13 protein-coding genes are annotated in these 15,490 nt (G+C 46.2%); 3 read left to right on the top strand and 10 right to left on the bottom strand.

From position 1 onward, the window contains the following. Nucleotides 1–126 precede the first annotated feature (126 nt). The 8 genes from KNQ13_RS14275 to KNQ13_RS14240 form a co-directional block, all read right to left on the bottom strand. Complete coding sequence (locus KNQ13_RS14275; RefSeq protein ID WP_026830975.1) at nucleotides 127–1,671, bottom strand: fatty acid--CoA ligase family protein; 1,545 nt, start codon at nucleotides 1,669–1,671, stop codon at nucleotides 127–129. Between the two features lie 124 nt (nucleotides 1,672–1,795). Next, nucleotides 1,796–2,683 carry an SDR family oxidoreductase gene (locus tag KNQ13_RS14270; RefSeq protein WP_014969708.1) on the bottom strand — a complete coding sequence of 296 codons (888 nt, stop codon included), beginning with the start codon at nucleotides 2,681–2,683 and terminating at the stop codon, nucleotides 1,796–1,798. A 51-nt stretch (nucleotides 2,684–2,734) separates the two neighbouring features. Further along, nucleotides 2,735–3,724, bottom strand: a complete 990-nt coding sequence (lplA, locus tag KNQ13_RS14265) for a lipoate--protein ligase (protein ID WP_014969707.1) — start codon at nucleotides 3,722–3,724, stop codon at nucleotides 2,735–2,737. Nucleotides 3,725–3,754: 30 nt separating this feature from the next. After that, nucleotides 3,755–4,438, bottom strand: a complete 684-nt coding sequence (locus tag KNQ13_RS14260; protein WP_014969706.1) for a DsbA family oxidoreductase — start codon at nucleotides 4,436–4,438, stop codon at nucleotides 3,755–3,757. Nucleotides 4,439–4,574: 136 nt separating this feature from the next. Further along, on the bottom strand, nucleotides 4,575–6,230 hold the full coding sequence (locus KNQ13_RS14255) for a glycerol-3-phosphate dehydrogenase/oxidase (RefSeq protein WP_026830974.1): 1,656 nt from the start codon (nucleotides 6,228–6,230) through the stop codon (nucleotides 4,575–4,577). 133 nt (nucleotides 6,231–6,363) lie between these two features. After that, nucleotides 6,364–7,854 (bottom strand): glycerol kinase GlpK, encoded by a 1,491-nt coding sequence (glpK, locus tag KNQ13_RS14250; RefSeq protein WP_014969704.1) that lies wholly within the window; start codon nucleotides 7,852–7,854, stop codon nucleotides 6,364–6,366. Between the two features lie 34 nt (nucleotides 7,855–7,888). Beyond that, on the bottom strand, nucleotides 7,889–8,713 hold the full coding sequence (locus KNQ13_RS14245) for an MIP/aquaporin family protein (RefSeq protein WP_026830973.1): 825 nt from the start codon (nucleotides 8,711–8,713) through the stop codon (nucleotides 7,889–7,891). Between the two features lie 190 nt (nucleotides 8,714–8,903). Continuing rightward, a complete protein-coding gene (locus KNQ13_RS14240; protein ID WP_014969702.1) occupies nucleotides 8,904–9,467 on the bottom strand; it encodes a glycerol-3-phosphate responsive antiterminator in 564 nt (187 codons plus the stop codon). A 169-nt stretch (nucleotides 9,468–9,636) separates the two neighbouring features. Here KNQ13_RS14240 and KNQ13_RS14235 point away from each other — a divergent pair, with 169 nt between their 5' ends. Next, nucleotides 9,637–10,263 carry a YczE/YyaS/YitT family protein gene (locus KNQ13_RS14235; protein ID WP_014969701.1) on the top strand — a complete coding sequence of 209 codons (627 nt, stop codon included), beginning with the start codon at nucleotides 9,637–9,639 and terminating at the stop codon, nucleotides 10,261–10,263. A 63-nt stretch (nucleotides 10,264–10,326) separates the two neighbouring features. Here KNQ13_RS14235 and KNQ13_RS14230 read toward each other — a convergent pair whose 3' ends face one another. Further along, the gene (locus tag KNQ13_RS14230) at nucleotides 10,327–11,070 is read right to left on the bottom strand and encodes an ABC transporter permease (RefSeq protein WP_014969700.1); all 744 of its coding nucleotides are present in this window, start codon (nucleotides 11,068–11,070) and stop codon (nucleotides 10,327–10,329) included. Next, nucleotides 11,048–11,965, bottom strand: coding sequence for an ABC transporter ATP-binding protein (locus KNQ13_RS14225; protein ID WP_026830972.1), 918 nt, complete (start codon nucleotides 11,963–11,965; stop codon nucleotides 11,048–11,050). The genes KNQ13_RS14230 and KNQ13_RS14225 overlap by 23 nt, the downstream gene beginning before the upstream one ends. 241 nt (nucleotides 11,966–12,206) lie before the next feature. Between KNQ13_RS14225 and KNQ13_RS14220 the strand changes: the two genes are divergently transcribed. Both KNQ13_RS14220 and KNQ13_RS14215 read left to right on the top strand, forming a co-directional pair. Next, complete coding sequence (locus KNQ13_RS14220) at nucleotides 12,207–13,805, top strand: sensor domain-containing diguanylate cyclase (protein WP_026830971.1); 1,599 nt, start codon at nucleotides 12,207–12,209, stop codon at nucleotides 13,803–13,805. Between the two features lie 93 nt (nucleotides 13,806–13,898). Further along, the gene (locus KNQ13_RS14215) at nucleotides 13,899–15,359 is read left to right on the top strand and encodes a glycoside hydrolase family 32 protein (protein ID WP_014969697.1); all 1,461 of its coding nucleotides are present in this window, start codon (nucleotides 13,899–13,901) and stop codon (nucleotides 15,357–15,359) included. Nucleotides 15,360–15,490 lie beyond the last annotated feature (131 nt).

Here is a 15,490-nt window from a genome sequence, read left to right as displayed (position 1 = left end):
CTTGTCCCAGGAAAACGATTCGAAGCGAACAAAAAAAGCGGTTCTTCCCGATTAAGAGAAAAACCACTACTTTGTCTTCAGTCTGAGAACTTCAGAAACCTGAAGTTCTTCCTTCTACTTTTTGACTCATGAATTCGTCGGTTGTTTTTTTAAGACCGTCCGTAAAATTTTACCAGTCGTATTTCGTGGTAATTGATCAATGAATTCAATCCGTGTCGGACATTTATATTTCGCGAGTGAGACCGCACAAAAATCTAGTACTTCCAATTCCGTCAACGGTTCGCGTACGACGACAAATGCTTTGACCGCTTCACCCATTTCTTCGTCCGGCACACCAATGACTGCTGCTTCCACGACAGACGGATGTTGGTATAGGACTTCCTCGACTTCTCGAGGATAGACGTTGTATCCTCCGACGATGATCATATCTTTTTTTCGATCGACGATATAAAAGTATCCGTCCTCATCTTGTCTTGCCAGGTCACCTGTATAGAGCCAGCCTTCTTTTAACGTCGCCTGCGTCTCTTCCGGCATTTTATAGTAACCTGTCATGACGTTCGGACCACGAACGATCAATTCGCCGACTTGTCCAACCGGAACGTCCTGTCCTAATTCGTCAACGATTTTATTTTCGACATCGATGATCGAAGGACCGATCGATCCTGGTTTTTGGACACCGTTCAACGGATTAAAACAGGTGACGGGAGAAGCTTCTGACAAACCATATCCTTCAAGAATGTGGCAGTTGAATGTCTGATCAAATGCTTGCAGCAACGGGACCGGTAAGCTTGCCCCACCAGAAACGAACAGGCGAATCGAATCGAAGTGATGGGTGTACTCCGGATGAGCCTTGACGGTCTGCAATAAGAAGTTATACATCGTTGGCACTCCTGCAAAAATCGTCACCTGTTCTTTTTTAGCAAGTTCAAATGTCTCCTGCGGTGAGAAGCGAGGAGCGATGATGACGGTTGCTCCATGGGCGAGTGAGGCATTGACGACCACCGTCAAACAGAAGACATGGAACATCGGCAAGACCGCAAGCGTCCGGTCTCGTTCCGAAACATGTAAGTATTCTCCAATCGAACGGGCATTCGACGTTAAATTCCGATGGGACAACATCGCCCCTTTCGGTTTCCCGGTCGTACCGCTCGTATACAGAATGACAGCCGTCTCATCCGGTTCATACGTCACCTCTTGAATCGGATGTTCAATTTCAAGCCATGCCTCCAGTGTCGTGAAACGAACTTTCCCGATTTGCTCATCCGGACCGATTTGACCATTAAACGGAACGGATACGACAACAGCGAGGTGCGGCAAATGAATCAAACGATCCTTCGCGGCCTCGACAAGTGGTGCGATTCCTAAAATTCCTTTGACATCCCCGTTCATCAAGATATACCCCAGCTCATCCGGTGTATAGGTCGGATTGATCGGAATCGCAATCGCTCCTTGTTTCATCACTGCATAATAACCCACTAAAAAAGCCGGGCTATTTCCAAGTATCAACGCAACATGATCCCCTTTACGGATTCCGTGCGCCTCAAGTGCTCCTGCCGCCCGGTGAAATTTCTCAACAAATTCCCGGTAACTTACCGCGGTATCTTCAAACACATAGGCAATACTGTCCGGACGTTGCCGGGCCGTTTCTTCCACCGAATGAATCAATCCCATCATAACTCGCTTCCCCCTTCGAATGAATAACCGTTCATTTTTAACGTAAAAAAAATCCATACATGACGTGTCCGCCTGTATGGATAGTGTAGCATTTTATGGAAACGTTTTCACGTTCTTTCTTTTAACCGTTGACGATGACGCCGCCATTTAGATGAAGGACTTGACCCGTCATATAACTTGAATCGTTACATGCTAGGAACACGTAGGCTGACGCCATTTCTGCCGGCTGTCCGGGACGGTCCATCGGTGTATTTTTACCAAATGTCTTCACCGATTCGTCCGGGAATGTGTCTGTGATCAATGGTGTCCAGATCGGACCTGGTGCGACCGCATTGACACGGATTCCTTGTTTCGCAAGGTTCATCGACAGACTACGTGTAAAGCTGACGATGGCTCCTTTCGTCGACGAATAATCAATCAGCAATGGATTTCCTTCATACGCTGTCGACGACGTCGTATTGATGATGGCTGACCCCAGTGACAAGTGAGGTAGTGCGGCCCGCGCTAAGCGCATCATCCCGAAGATATTCGTCTTGAATGTTTTTTCCATCGATTCGTCCGTGATGTCGAGCAATGATTCTTCTGGTTTTTGCATACTCGCATTGTTGACGACGATATCTAAACGACCAAATCGTGCAATCGTTTTTTTGACGAGTTCTTCACAATATTCCCCATCACCGATATCACCTTGTGAAAGTAACACTTCGCCGCCGAGTTCTTCAAGACGCGCTTTTGTTTCTTCTGCGCCTTCTTGATCGCCGTAAAACGCGATGACGATTTTAGCACCTTCTAATGTATAGGCAATCGAGATGGCACGTCCGATTCCTGAATTACCACCTGTCACGATCGCGACTTTGCCTTTTAATTTTCCAGCAGCACGGTAATCGTCCCGCTCATAGTATGGTAACGGTTGTTGATCTTCCGTTTTAGGTAATCCTTCTGAGACTTTTTCAAAGTTGATGAAATCCGTTAACGTACCCTCTAAAAAGTTATCTTTATTGTAGCCCATGAAAAAAGCTCCCCCTATGCAAGTTGATAGAAAGAGTTTTCCCAAAAAAGCTTATGCTAAAACGTCAAGTACCTCATCTAGCTCGACGGCACCAAAATATTTCTTCAGCTCATACTGACTTAACACTTCACGTAACGACGCTCGATCGTAGCGTTTTCCTTCTAATGCCTGAGCAATTTCCGATGCATCCTCGACCCCGAAAAAGTCTCCATAGATCTTCGCTTCTTCAATGATTCCCTTTTTCACATTTAAACGAAAATCGATTGTGCCGATCGGAAAACGTTTTTTATGGATGACATCAAACTTCGGCGATTTACCGAAATTCCAGTCCCAGTTCCCGTACCGTTCTGCGGAAATCGCATGGACCTTCGCCCAATCTTCATCCGTCAACACATAACGTTCCATTTCTTTTCCTTCATAGATGGACTCAAGTAAATGGGCGACAAACTCATCCATCGTCAATGGTTCCGTCAAAAATTCTGAAATGTTCGCAACACGGCTGCGGACTGATTTGATTCCTTTTGAACGCATTTTCTCTTCACTGACGACCAGAGCATTGACGACCTCTTCAATGTTTGAGTCAAGCATCAGCGTGCCATGGCTGAACATGCGGCCTTTTGTCGTAAACTGGGCATTACCGCTGATTTTTCGTGTGCCGACATGAATATCATTTCGACCTGATAATTCTGCCTCGACCCCGAGTTTATGCAACGCTTGTACAACCGGCTCCGTGAACTTTTTATAGTTGTTGAAGGAATCCCCGTCATCTTTCGTCAAGAAACTGAAATTCAAGTTTCCGTGGTCGTGATAGACGGCACCACCACCCGACAGGCGACGGACCACATGGATCCCGTTCTCCTCGACATACTTTAAGTTCACTTCCTCATTCGTGTTTTGGTTTTTACCGACGATGATCGATGGACCATTGATGTAAAAGAGGAAATAATCCTCTTCGCTGACGTTCAGGTTGTTTAAGATGAAATCCTCTACGGCAAGGTTAATCCGTGCATCGTGAATTTCTGGATGAAAAATGAATTTCATAAGTTTCAGGTTCTCCTTTTACAATCGAATTTAGTTACAGCCGTCCACACCACAGGCATCACCCTCGGCTACGATTTCTACTTTTTGTTCCTGTTGGACCCGGTCCAATACTTGGCTGAACGCTTCTACCGGTTGGGCACCTGAGATGGCGTATTTCCGGTCGAACACAAAAAATGGCACCCCCGTGACACCAAGTTCACGAGCCATGTCTTCTTCCTGGCGAACTTCATCGGACGACTCGTCAGATGAAAGAAATGCCTCGACGGATGCTGTCTCCAAACCGGCTTCGGTCGCAATCCGCGTCAAAATCGAATCGTCGTTTAAGTTCTCGCCCTTCATGAAGTAGGCTTGGAACAATCCTTCCGATACCTCATCCATTTTACCATGTTTTTTGGCGAATTGAGTCAGACGATGCGCCTTAAACGTATTGGCAGGGATAACACGGTCCATTTCATACATCAAACCATCTGCTTTCGCAGCGTCGACGACACCTTGCGACATCGTTTGGGCTTGTTCGACCGATGTGCCGTACTTGGATGCCAAAATTTCGTATAATCCCATCGTCGGTTGTGCCGGTGCTGTTGGATCGAGTTCAAAACTCTTGAATTCCACCTCTACATTTGTAACTCCGTTTTCCTCGATTGCCTTTTCCAAACGTTTTTTTCCAATGTAACAAAACGGACACGCATAATCTGACCAGACTTCCACTTTCATCTTGTTCCAGCTCCTTTGTTTATGATTTTGTACGTTTAGCATAATCCCCGGAACGATTGCGTGCAATGAATCTGATTTCACGTTATGCCAAAAAACTCCTTTGCCCGCAAGCGAAGGAGTTTTGATGAAAAATCATTTATTCTGTAACGAGCGCGTGTGCTGCATCGTTGATTTCTAATTCTAACTCTTCTGTATACTGTGCCGTTTGTGCTGACGTCCAGTTCAAGTGACGCGTCATCTCTTTGATGACCGCCTCTTTATGTGTCCGTGCCCAAGCGATATCAAAGAAGACCGCACCTGTCCGACGAATGAAGAAGTCGATTGGACGCGCGACCATCTCGTGGTCGATTCCGTAGTGTAACTGGGCGTAGACATCACGTGGCAACTCTGTTTCTGCGCCATCGTATTCAGCGGCATAACGAAGTACTTCCGGTAAGTTTGATCCGTAACGTTTCGCGAGGAACAAAACTTCTTCCGAAGTCAATCCGTTTGCCGGCGCTTGTGCTTTAAGGAACTTCGCAAACCCGTTCGCTCCCCCGACGTGTCCGCCTGAAATCGGCATGTTTTTTGTTGAACAACGGGCATAAGCACGGTTTGTTTCTTGTTTTAATAGTTTCGCGACAAGATCGACGACATGTTCGCCCATTTTACGGTAACCTGTCAGTTTCCCGCCGGCAATCGTGATCAAGCCTGATTCGGACTGCCAGACTTCATCTTTCCGTGAAATCTCTGATGGATCTTTTCCTTGTTCGTAAATCAACGGACGAACACCGGCCCAGCTTGATTCGACATCTTCCGCTGTCACTTTGACATCCGGGAACATGTAATGAATCGCGTCCAGCACGTATTCTTGATCCTCAACCGTGAACTTCGGATGGGCTGTATCTTTATCGAAGAACGTATCTGTCGTCCCGACGTAGGCTTTTCCTTCACGTGGGATGGCAAAGATCATCCGACCGTCCGGTGTATCGAAGTAGACGGCTTGTTTTAACGGGAACTTCGATTGATCGATGACGACATGGACCCCTTTCGTCAGACGAAGTTGTTTTCCAACTTTTGAGCCATCTTTTTCGCGCAACTCATCGACCCAAGGACCTGTTGCATTGACGACTTTTTTCGCACGAATTTCATGGACATCACCTGTCTCAAGATCCGTCACGCGCATACCGGCTACTTTACCGGCTTCATAGAGAATCTCTTCGGCTTTCGTATAGTTGACGACACGGGCGCCGTGCGCGACCGCTTCTTTCATGACTTCAATCGTCAGACGGGCATCATCTGTCCGGTACTCGACGTAGTAACCGCCACCTTTTAGACCATCCTGCTTGACGAGCGGTTCTTTTGCCAGTGTCTCTTTCGCCGATAACATCGAACGCCACTCTGAACGTTTGACTCCTGCTAAGAAATCGTAGACACGTAAACCGATTGATGTGCTGAACGGTCCGAATGTGCCGCCTTTATGCATCGGTAACAACATCCATTCCGGTGTCGTGACGTGTGGTCCGTTTTCATAAACGATGGCACGCTCTTTTCCGACTTCCGCAACCATTTGAATTTCGAATTGTTTCAAATAACGTAAACCACCATGCACCAATTTCGTTGAACGACTTGATGTTCCGGCTGCGAAATCCTGCATCTCAACGAGTCCGATCTTCATACCACGTGACGCGGCATCTAATGCGATTCCCGCTCCTGTGATTCCTCCACCTACAACAAGTAGATCCAGTTCTTCACGTGTCAATCGATTGTAGACGTCTGCACGGTTTTTGCTTGAAAATGATTGGTTTGCCATGAATAGTTCCCCCTGTTTAGGTTCGAAAAAAAAGAGACCACAACAAACAGACTGACGGTGTCAACTGTTGCTGTGGTCTCTCCATATTCTCCGACCGGTTTATTAACTTGTTCTTACTATAACATATCTCACATTACTTAAACAACATCGTAGCCTGTACAGCTTTTTTCCAACCGTGGTAAAGATCTTCACTCTCTTGTTCCGCCATCTCCATCTCAAAACGGCGATCCATCTGCCACTGCGCGGCAATCTGTTCTTGATTTTCGAAGAAACCAACCGCTAGTCCTGCCAAGTAGGCAGCACCGAGTGCCGTCGTTTCATTGATTTCCGGACGTTCGACTGGTGCTTGGATGATGTCACTCTGGAATTGCATGAGGAAATCATTTTTGACCGCGCCCCCGTCAACACGCAAGGTCGACATCTCGATCCCGGAATCTTGCTCCATCGCCGTCAAGACGTCACGCGTCTGATAGGCAAGCGATTCAAGTGTCGCTCGGATGAAGTGTTCCTTTTCTGTTCCACGTGTCAAACCAAAAACAGCACCGCGGACATCACTATCCCAGTAAGGCGTTCCAAGACCAACAAATGCTGGAACGACATAAACACCCTCTGATGACGTCACACGCGTCGCATATGCTTCCGTTTCCTTGGCATCATTAATGAGGCGAAGACCATCCCGTAGCCATTGAATCGCTGAACCAGCAACAAAGATACTCCCTTCAAGGGCGTACTGGACTTTTCCATCAATCCCCCACGCAATCGTCGTCAATAGACCATGCTCAGATGAAACGGCTTTCTCACCCGTATTGAGCAACATGAAGCACCCTGTCCCATACGTGTTTTTTGCCATACCTTTTTCAAAACAGGCTTGACCGAATAAGGCAGCTTGCTGATCACCCGCTGCGCCCGCGATCGGAACCGATTCACCGAAGAAATGATAACCCGCTGTATGGGCATACACTTCAGAAGACGGACGAACTTCCGGTAACATCGCTTTTGGAACATCGAGAATCGCTAACAACTCATCGTCCCACTGGAGTTCGTGGATGTTATACATCAACGTCCGGCTCGCATTGGAATAGTCCGTGACGTGAGCCTTTCCACCAGACAGCTTCCAGATCAACCACGTATCGATCGTTCCAAACAACAGCTCACCGCGTTCTGCCCGTTCACGTGACCCTTCGACATGATCAAGGATCCATTTGACTTTTGTTCCAGAGAAGTACGCATCAATCAGCAAACCTGTTTTAGAACGGAACAAATCCGCATGTCCAGCATTTCGTAATTCATCACAAATTCCAGCTGTTTGTCTTGATTGCCAGACAACTGCATTATAAATCGGTTTCCCTGTATCTTTCTCCCAGACAACCGCTGTTTCGCGTTGATTCGTGATCCCGATTCCAGCGATTTGTGTGGCCTTGACGTTGGCTTCCGTTAGGCAGGTCGCAACGACAGCAAGGACACTCCCCCAAATCTCGTTGGCGTTGTGTTCAACCCAACCCGGCTTCGGAAAATACTGTGTAAACTCACGTTGTGCGGAATGAACGATTTCACCTGACCGATTAAATAAAATCGCTCGTGTACTCGTCGTTCCTTGATCTAGTGACAAAATGTAGTTCTCCATCTTTTCCCCATCCTTTATATCTAGTAAGTTAAGCTTAAGCTGACTTCGACTTCACTGACGTTGATTTATTCGGACGAACACCGAATCTATAGCATAAGCCTAATATGACAATCGTCACAAGTCCAACGACCACAAATGCCGGTGTATCTTTGCCCGAGAAGACAGACCGATAAAACAATCCGCCGAGGCTACCGCCAAGAATAGGACCGATGACCGGAATCCACGAATAGCCCCAGTTCGAAGAACCTTTTCCTGCAATCGGCAGAAGGAAGTGCGCAATTCGCGGACCTAAATCACGTGCCGGGTTCATCGCGTATCCCGTCGTACCGCCAAATGACATCCCGAGACTGACGATCAGGAAGCCGACGATCAATGGATTCAGACCATCTGAAAACGTATTGGCACCAATCGACAAAATCCCGACGACCAGTAAAAACGTTGCGATCAATTCACTCATCACGTTCGAAAACGTATGCGGAATCGCAGGTGATGTCGCAAAGACACCCAGTTTTGCTGCCGGATCTTTTGTTTCCGCCCAGTGCGGTAAGTAATGTACAAACACGATACTGGCACCAACAATCCCACCTAATAGTTGGGCAATGATGTAGCCGGGAACATCTGACCAGGCAAACGAACCATCAAACGCAAGACCTAACGTCACGGCCGGATTAAGATGAGCCCCACTAAATTGCCCGACTGCATAGACGGATAAAGCGACTGCAAATCCCCAGGCGAAGGTGATGACGATCCATCCTGCATCTTTTGCATAGGATCTCGATAACGTGACACCTGCTCCGACACCGTTCCCAAGTGCAACAAGAAGAGCCGTTCCTAAAAATTCTGCTAGTACTGGTGACATGTGTTCTTCCCCCTTTGTATGTGAAAGAAGCAACAAAAAAAGAGATTCGCGCCTCGGCTTTTTGAATGTTCTCAAAAAACATGAAAGCGTGAATCTCCGATTTCTCCGTCACTTCGTATCAACTTGTTTTCACTATAACAATCGATGAAAACGCTGTCAAACGGTTTAGGTGATTTTTATCATAGCGTTTTCATTTACCTGGTTCAAAGTATCGCCACAATTCTTTATTTGAGGTCGTGATGCTCGATGCACCAGCTGCGATTGCTTGCTCCACTTCCTCAACCGTATCGATCAATCCGCCGGCAAAGACTAGTTTCCCGGTTTTTCGTTTGACCTCTGCGATATACTTCGGCATCAAGCCAGGCAATACTTCGATATAGTCTGGTTGTGTCCGTTCCATCAAGTGATAACTTTTTTCGAGTGAACTCGAATCGAGCAAAAACATTCGTTGCATCGTCTTCACCTTTTTCTGACGCGCTTTTACGATGACGCTTGCCTTCGTCGAGATGACACCATATGGTTTCAGTTCTTGACAGACATATTCCGTCGCAAACTCATCATTTTTTAATCCTTGCACTAAATCCATATGCAAAAACATTTTTTTATCGTAACGATGTGCTAATTCGTAGACAGCTTTTAATCGCGAGACATGCATCTCGAGTAACACACCGTATTCATACGGACTTTTCAACATTTTTTCAAAGTCTTCTAACTTTCTGACGGACGGTAAAATCTTTTGACCGAAGTATGTCATGTCGTATCCCCATTTCTTTAATTTCTTCCTAGTATGTCGCCTTTTCAAGACTTTTCGCAATCTTCTTTTCATGAAAACGAGTGAAAAGAACGATTAAAATAGGGTATACCTTAACGATACTGCTTTGAAATGGAGGTGAGAAGCGCAGTCTTTTTTGCCTGTGCCTCCCATGAGTCAACAAAAACGAATCCTCATTTATTTATTTTCCATCTTGATCAACGCACTCGGAAATAGTTTTATGGTGACTGCCGCTATCGGTAGCGCCCCTTGGACATCTGCAAGCGAAGCCTTAGCTCGCCTCTCGCCTTTGACCGTCGGGCTGGCGATTGTCGTCTTACACGTTTTGGCACTTGGAAGTGCCTTGATTCTTGGTAGTCGATTTAGTTGGTGGACGATCCTACTTAGTTTTTCCTTAGTCATCCTGTTTGGAACGGCGATTGACTTTTTCTTATCGATTCATCAATTGCTTTATATACCAACGACACTTTGGATGCGTATCCTCTACATGGTGATCGGGATGCCGTTGATTTCACTTGGTCTGGCTTTGTATTTGCAAATCGGTTTTGTCCTGATGCCACCCGACTATTTGATGAAATCACTCATTAGCCGGTTTAAAAGTACATCAATCGGTGCGACAGTCAGCCTCGCAATCCCTTTTTTGATTGCGAGCATCCTGTCACTCGTCGAACACGAACTGATTGGAATTGGTGTCGGAACGTTTGTCTTCTTGTTGCTGAATGGTCCGTTGATCGAGTTTTTCCAAAACGCCTTTCCCATCACGCGTCGTGTCCAATGACAAACAGATCCTCTTCCTGCTGATGTTCTCGCAGGGAGAGGATCTGTTTTTGGACGAATCGGCTTACAGGTACGATTTTTTTTGGAAAATCAAGATCGAGCTACCGAATAAGACTAAGATATGGGCGATGACAAAAATGATTGAAAATGTCAGCGTCGTTCCCATCGGTTCAGCCATCCCGTATGTCAATGCACCTTTAAAATACATCGACCAATCCAAATGCATGAAGACGATCCATTTAGCGATTTCCGGTTTGAATGCTAACAAAACATTTCCGACAATCGAGGTAAAGAATTGTGCCAAGACCGTAAAGCCGATGATCATCCCGACGGAGCGGAAGACAAGCGAAAAGAACAACGTCATGAAAATCGTGAAGATCGGGTTGACGAGCGCCAAGACCGTATCTCGCAATTGAAGTGTTTCTCCTGTTTCAGAAAAGGCAAACGAGGCCGCATACGTAATCAGGGCGATAAAGAGGAATTGACCGAGCATGATCAAGATCGAAAACAGTAATTTCGAGAAGTAAATCGTCATCCGCGAGTACGGACTCATCAACAGATGTTTCATCGTATCATAACGGACCTCGTTCCCGACTGTCTCTGCCGTGAAGACAATCGTGATGATTCCAAGCAATCCAAACAAGATCGTCGAAACCAACGTGTAATATTCACTTCGCGTAAAATCAAAGTCATTGGTTTTAGCGATGATGACCAGTCCAACGGCGATGACAAGGTATAGTGCTAAAACGATTTTCGATTTTTTCATCGTCCACCATTTCATCCATTCATTTTGTATGAGCGAAAGCATGTGAATCCCCCTCTTTTTTCGTCACTTGTAAGAATTGTTCTTCGAGCGTCTGACGCTTGACCGTCAGTTCATGTAGATCAGCAATCGGAACGATCAGTCGGGCGATCGCCGGTGTCTCACTTTCAGGTGCCGTGATGACAATTTTGTCCTTCCAGCGTTCTGCCGGATAATTAGCGGCCCGCAATACTTCGATCACATCCAGAATAGTTGCTTCCGGTACACGGATTAAAATTTTTGCTCCCGTCTCATTTCGGACGGATTCGACGGATTTGATGACCCCTTGATCAATGATCGCGTACCGGTCGCTGATCTGTTCCATTTCACCTAGCATATGGCTCGAAATCAGAATGGCGATATCTTGTTCCCGCGCCATTTTCCGTAAGTATTCTCGTAGTTCTGCGATTCCCGCTGGGTCCAGCCCATTCGTCGGCTCATCCAGGATCAAGACACGTGGATTATGTAACAGGGCACGTGCGATTCCTAGACGCTGTTTCATCCCCAGGGAATATTCGCCGACCTTTTTCGAAAGTTTTCCTTCTAGACCAACGAGTTGCGCCAACGCCTCATAATCAACCGTCGCAAGGCCGGGAATCAGGTTTTTCGCTTGGACAAGGTTTTGTTTTCCGGTCATGTATGGGTAAAATGCAGGATTTTCGACGATTGCCCCGATTTGTGTCAACGCTTTCGAACGTTCCTGAACGACATCAAAACCATTGACGGTGACCGTCCCCGCGTCTTGTTCGAGCAGCCCGGTAATGATACGGATCGTCGTTGTTTTCCCGGCACCGTTTGGTCCTAGAAATCCAAATACTTCTCCCGGTGATACTTCAAAACTGACGTCTTTTAAAATTTCTTCTTTTCCTAACCGTTTTGACACATGTTCAATTTTCAGCATCTTTTTTCCTCCTCTTGCTTGCGCTTCTTGTTCTAGTGTACGTCATTACAGATAAAAAAGTTCCTATTCTTACAATTATGTAATCCGCTTCCAATTCCATTTTACTTTAACGACGACCTTTGTCTGCCCTGTGACGATAATCCATAAAGTTTGAATTAAATCAAACCAGATAAATCGCTTATGTTAAAATGTTAAAAAAGATCTTCCTTACCTATCTCGTTCTTGAAATGGAGTTTATTGTATGCACAACTGGTCTATTCGTTTTGATGCCTTACTTGCCTTATTGATTGCCGTTCTATTTTTCATCATGACACTTTGTTTGACGTTTTTAATCAGTCACCGCGCGACCGACCGATTAAAAGAAGAAGTAGGCACGACCTTGTCTGCAACCGCTTATCAGTTATCCGATAAACTCGATCATTACATGTGGTCACGGACGGCTGAAGTCAATGTATTGCGGACATTACCCACGATTCAGCAACCTAAGAACACAGAGGAAACCCGTGATACGCTACAGCAACTGCAACAACAAATTCCTGACTTTTCTTGGATTGGTGTTGTCGCACCCGATGGTCAAGTCCTTGCTTCAACCGGAACAATTTTAGAAGGTCAATCGATCAAAGAGCGTCCGGTCTTTCAACAAGCACAAAAAAAACCGTTTATCGGTGACGTCCATGATGCCGTCTTGCTTGCCAAATTACTCCCGAACCCTAGTGGTGAGCCTTTACAGTTCGTTGATATCAGCACACCTTTATTTACGAATGGAAAACTGACTGGTGTTCTCGCAGCGCATCTGAGTTTTGAATGGGCGAAGGAAATCGAACAGAGTTTCCAAAGTTCGACGGCTCAGATCAAGGATGTTGAAGTCTTTATTGTCAGTAAACAAAATCGAACGGTCTTACTCGGTCCGGAGCAGTGGCGTGGTAAAACGCTCCCCGCTTCCTTCTTGTCAGGAAATCAGGCCGGTTACCAAGTGTCGACTTGGAAAAATGGTCAGGAGTATTTGACAGGTCTGGCTAAAAGTAAAGGGTATAAAAGTTATGATGGTCTCGGCTGGACTGTCCTCGTCCGTCAGCCGAGTCAGGTCGCTTTCTCAGATGCCAGTACACTAAAAACGTATATTCTGATTGCCGGTTTAATTGCATCGCTCCTCACAGCCCTCATCGGTTGGTTCGTCGCGAGACTGCTGACTCGTCCCTTACAACAGATTACTCAGGCAGCAGAAGCGATGCAGCATGATCCGTTAAAATCGATTCCATACCACAAAGGAATTCGTGAAGTGGAGGTTCTTTCGATTGCATTACGTCAATTGACGACCACGTTAAGATATACGGAACAAGAACGGACAACGTATGAATCACTCGCTTTACATGACGCCTTAACCGGTTTACCCAATCGCAACGGATTATCGGATTACTTAGATCTGTTGTCGCTCAAAGACTATAACCAAGTCTACTTGTATCTTGATTTAGATGGTTTTAAAGCCATCAATGATCAGTATGGGCATGCGATGGGAGATCTTGTCCTGATTGAAGTCGCCGATCGTCTCCAAAAATCATTCCGTTACGAGGGCATGGTGGCACGCCTTGGTGGTGATGAATTTTTGATCATTCTTAATGAAATACTTTCACTTGAGGAGATTGATCGTTATGGAAAAGATATCATCCATACACTTTCCTATCCGTTTGTCCTAAACCAACATGTACTCCAGATCGGAGCAAGTATTGGTGTCGCCATCCGTTCATCTGAAGAGTCGATTGAACATGTCATCCAACGTGCCGATATGGCATTATACGATTCTAAAAAACACGGTAAAAGTCGCCTCACCTTCCATCAGTAATAGTGATGGACACGATTGACAAGCCAGACCGTTCTCCGTAATGTGAACAAATAGAAGAAACTACACAACTACTTACAACAAGGAGCTGACAGCATGAATCAGTGGACACGCGAAGCACGCTACCGCCCACTCTCCGATCTCGCACCGGAAGTGTACCAACTCATGAAAGAAGAAGTCCGGACATCCCCTTGGCGCTTCTCTTTTCATGTTCAACCACCAACCGGATTGTTAAATGACCCGAATGGTTTTGTCTATCACGATGGTACGTACCACCTATTTTATCAATGGTTCCCACTCGGACCGGTTCATGGATTAAAATACTGGTATCATCTGACGTCAAAGGATTTGGTTCACTGGTTCGATGAAGGCGCGGCACTGATCCCAAATGATGATCCCGATTCGCATGGTGCCTACTCTGGTAGTGGCTTCGTCAAGGATGATAAAGTCCATATCATGTACACAGGCAATAAACGCGATCAGGATTGGGTCCGGCATACAAGCCAAATCGTTGGACATCTTCGTTCAGATGGTCGGATTGAAAAACATCTTCCGCCAGCAATCGCAACGGTACCTGATGGTTATACCGAACATTTCCGGGATCCAAAAGTGTTCCAACATCAAGGGACATGGTATTGTATCATCGGTGCCCAGCGAAATGATTTGACCGGCGCTACGGTCGTCTATCACTCGGAAGATGCTGAATCCTGGATGTTACTCGGAGAACTGAATACACGTTATCCGGACTTCGGCTATATGTGGGAATGTCCCGATTATTTTGAGCTGGATGGGCACGGATTGTTGCTCTTTAGTCCACAAGGCATCGAACCGACAGGGGACCACTACCAAAACATTTTCCAATCCGGTTACTTCATCGGTCAGACGGTCGACTTCCCGAATCTGTCTTATCAACATGAAGACTTTTTAGAACTTGATTTTGGTTTTGATTTTTATGCACCCCAGACGACGTTAGCAGCAGACGGTCGCCGGATTCTCGTCGGTTGGATGGGTTTACCCGATATCACGTATCCAAGTGATCGTTATAAATGGGCGCACGCTTTGACACTGCCACGAGAATTGACACTCGAACAGGGGCATTTACGCCAAAATCCGGTCCGCGAACTAACCTCTCTACGAAAAGACACCCTGTATGAACAACATCTTGTAGTCGAACAACAGGCAAGTCCTGTCCAAGCGGAAGTCTTTGAACTGGTCCTGTCTCATCTTGCTATTTCTTCCGGACAGTTCGAATTAAAGGTTCGTGCGAGTGAGCAAGAAGAAACGATTCTGCGGTATGATACACAGACGAAACGATTTACAATGGATCGTACACGGTCTGGCGCAGAGGTTCCCGCTATCGAATACGGAACGACGCGTTCCATCCCGTTAACTGAACCACTGCACACGCTGCGGCTGTTCGTCGACCGTTCGTCGATCGAAGTCTTCTTGAACGACGGAGAAGCGGTGGCTTCTGCCCGTATCTTCCCGAAATCAACCAGTCAAGGAATTGTCTTAAGCGGTAAAGCAACTGCCCACCTTGCGATTTATGCACTCTGACTATCGATGTTTAAACAAGCAAAAAGCACATTCCTCTCAGTTTGATATGCTCCCACAAAAGTAGACAGTTGAAATAACAAAACTGTCTACTTTTGAAGGGAGCTTTTTCTATGGCCACATCTAAATTTTTG

Origin of the sequence: Exiguobacterium sp. s128, from assembly GCF_018618815.1 — a bacterium.
Lineage (GTDB): Bacteria > Bacillota > Bacilli > Exiguobacteriales > Exiguobacteriaceae > Exiguobacterium_A > Exiguobacterium_A antarcticum.
Note: the sequence above shows the minus strand (reverse complement) of the source record. Positions and strands in the feature narration are given on the sequence as shown.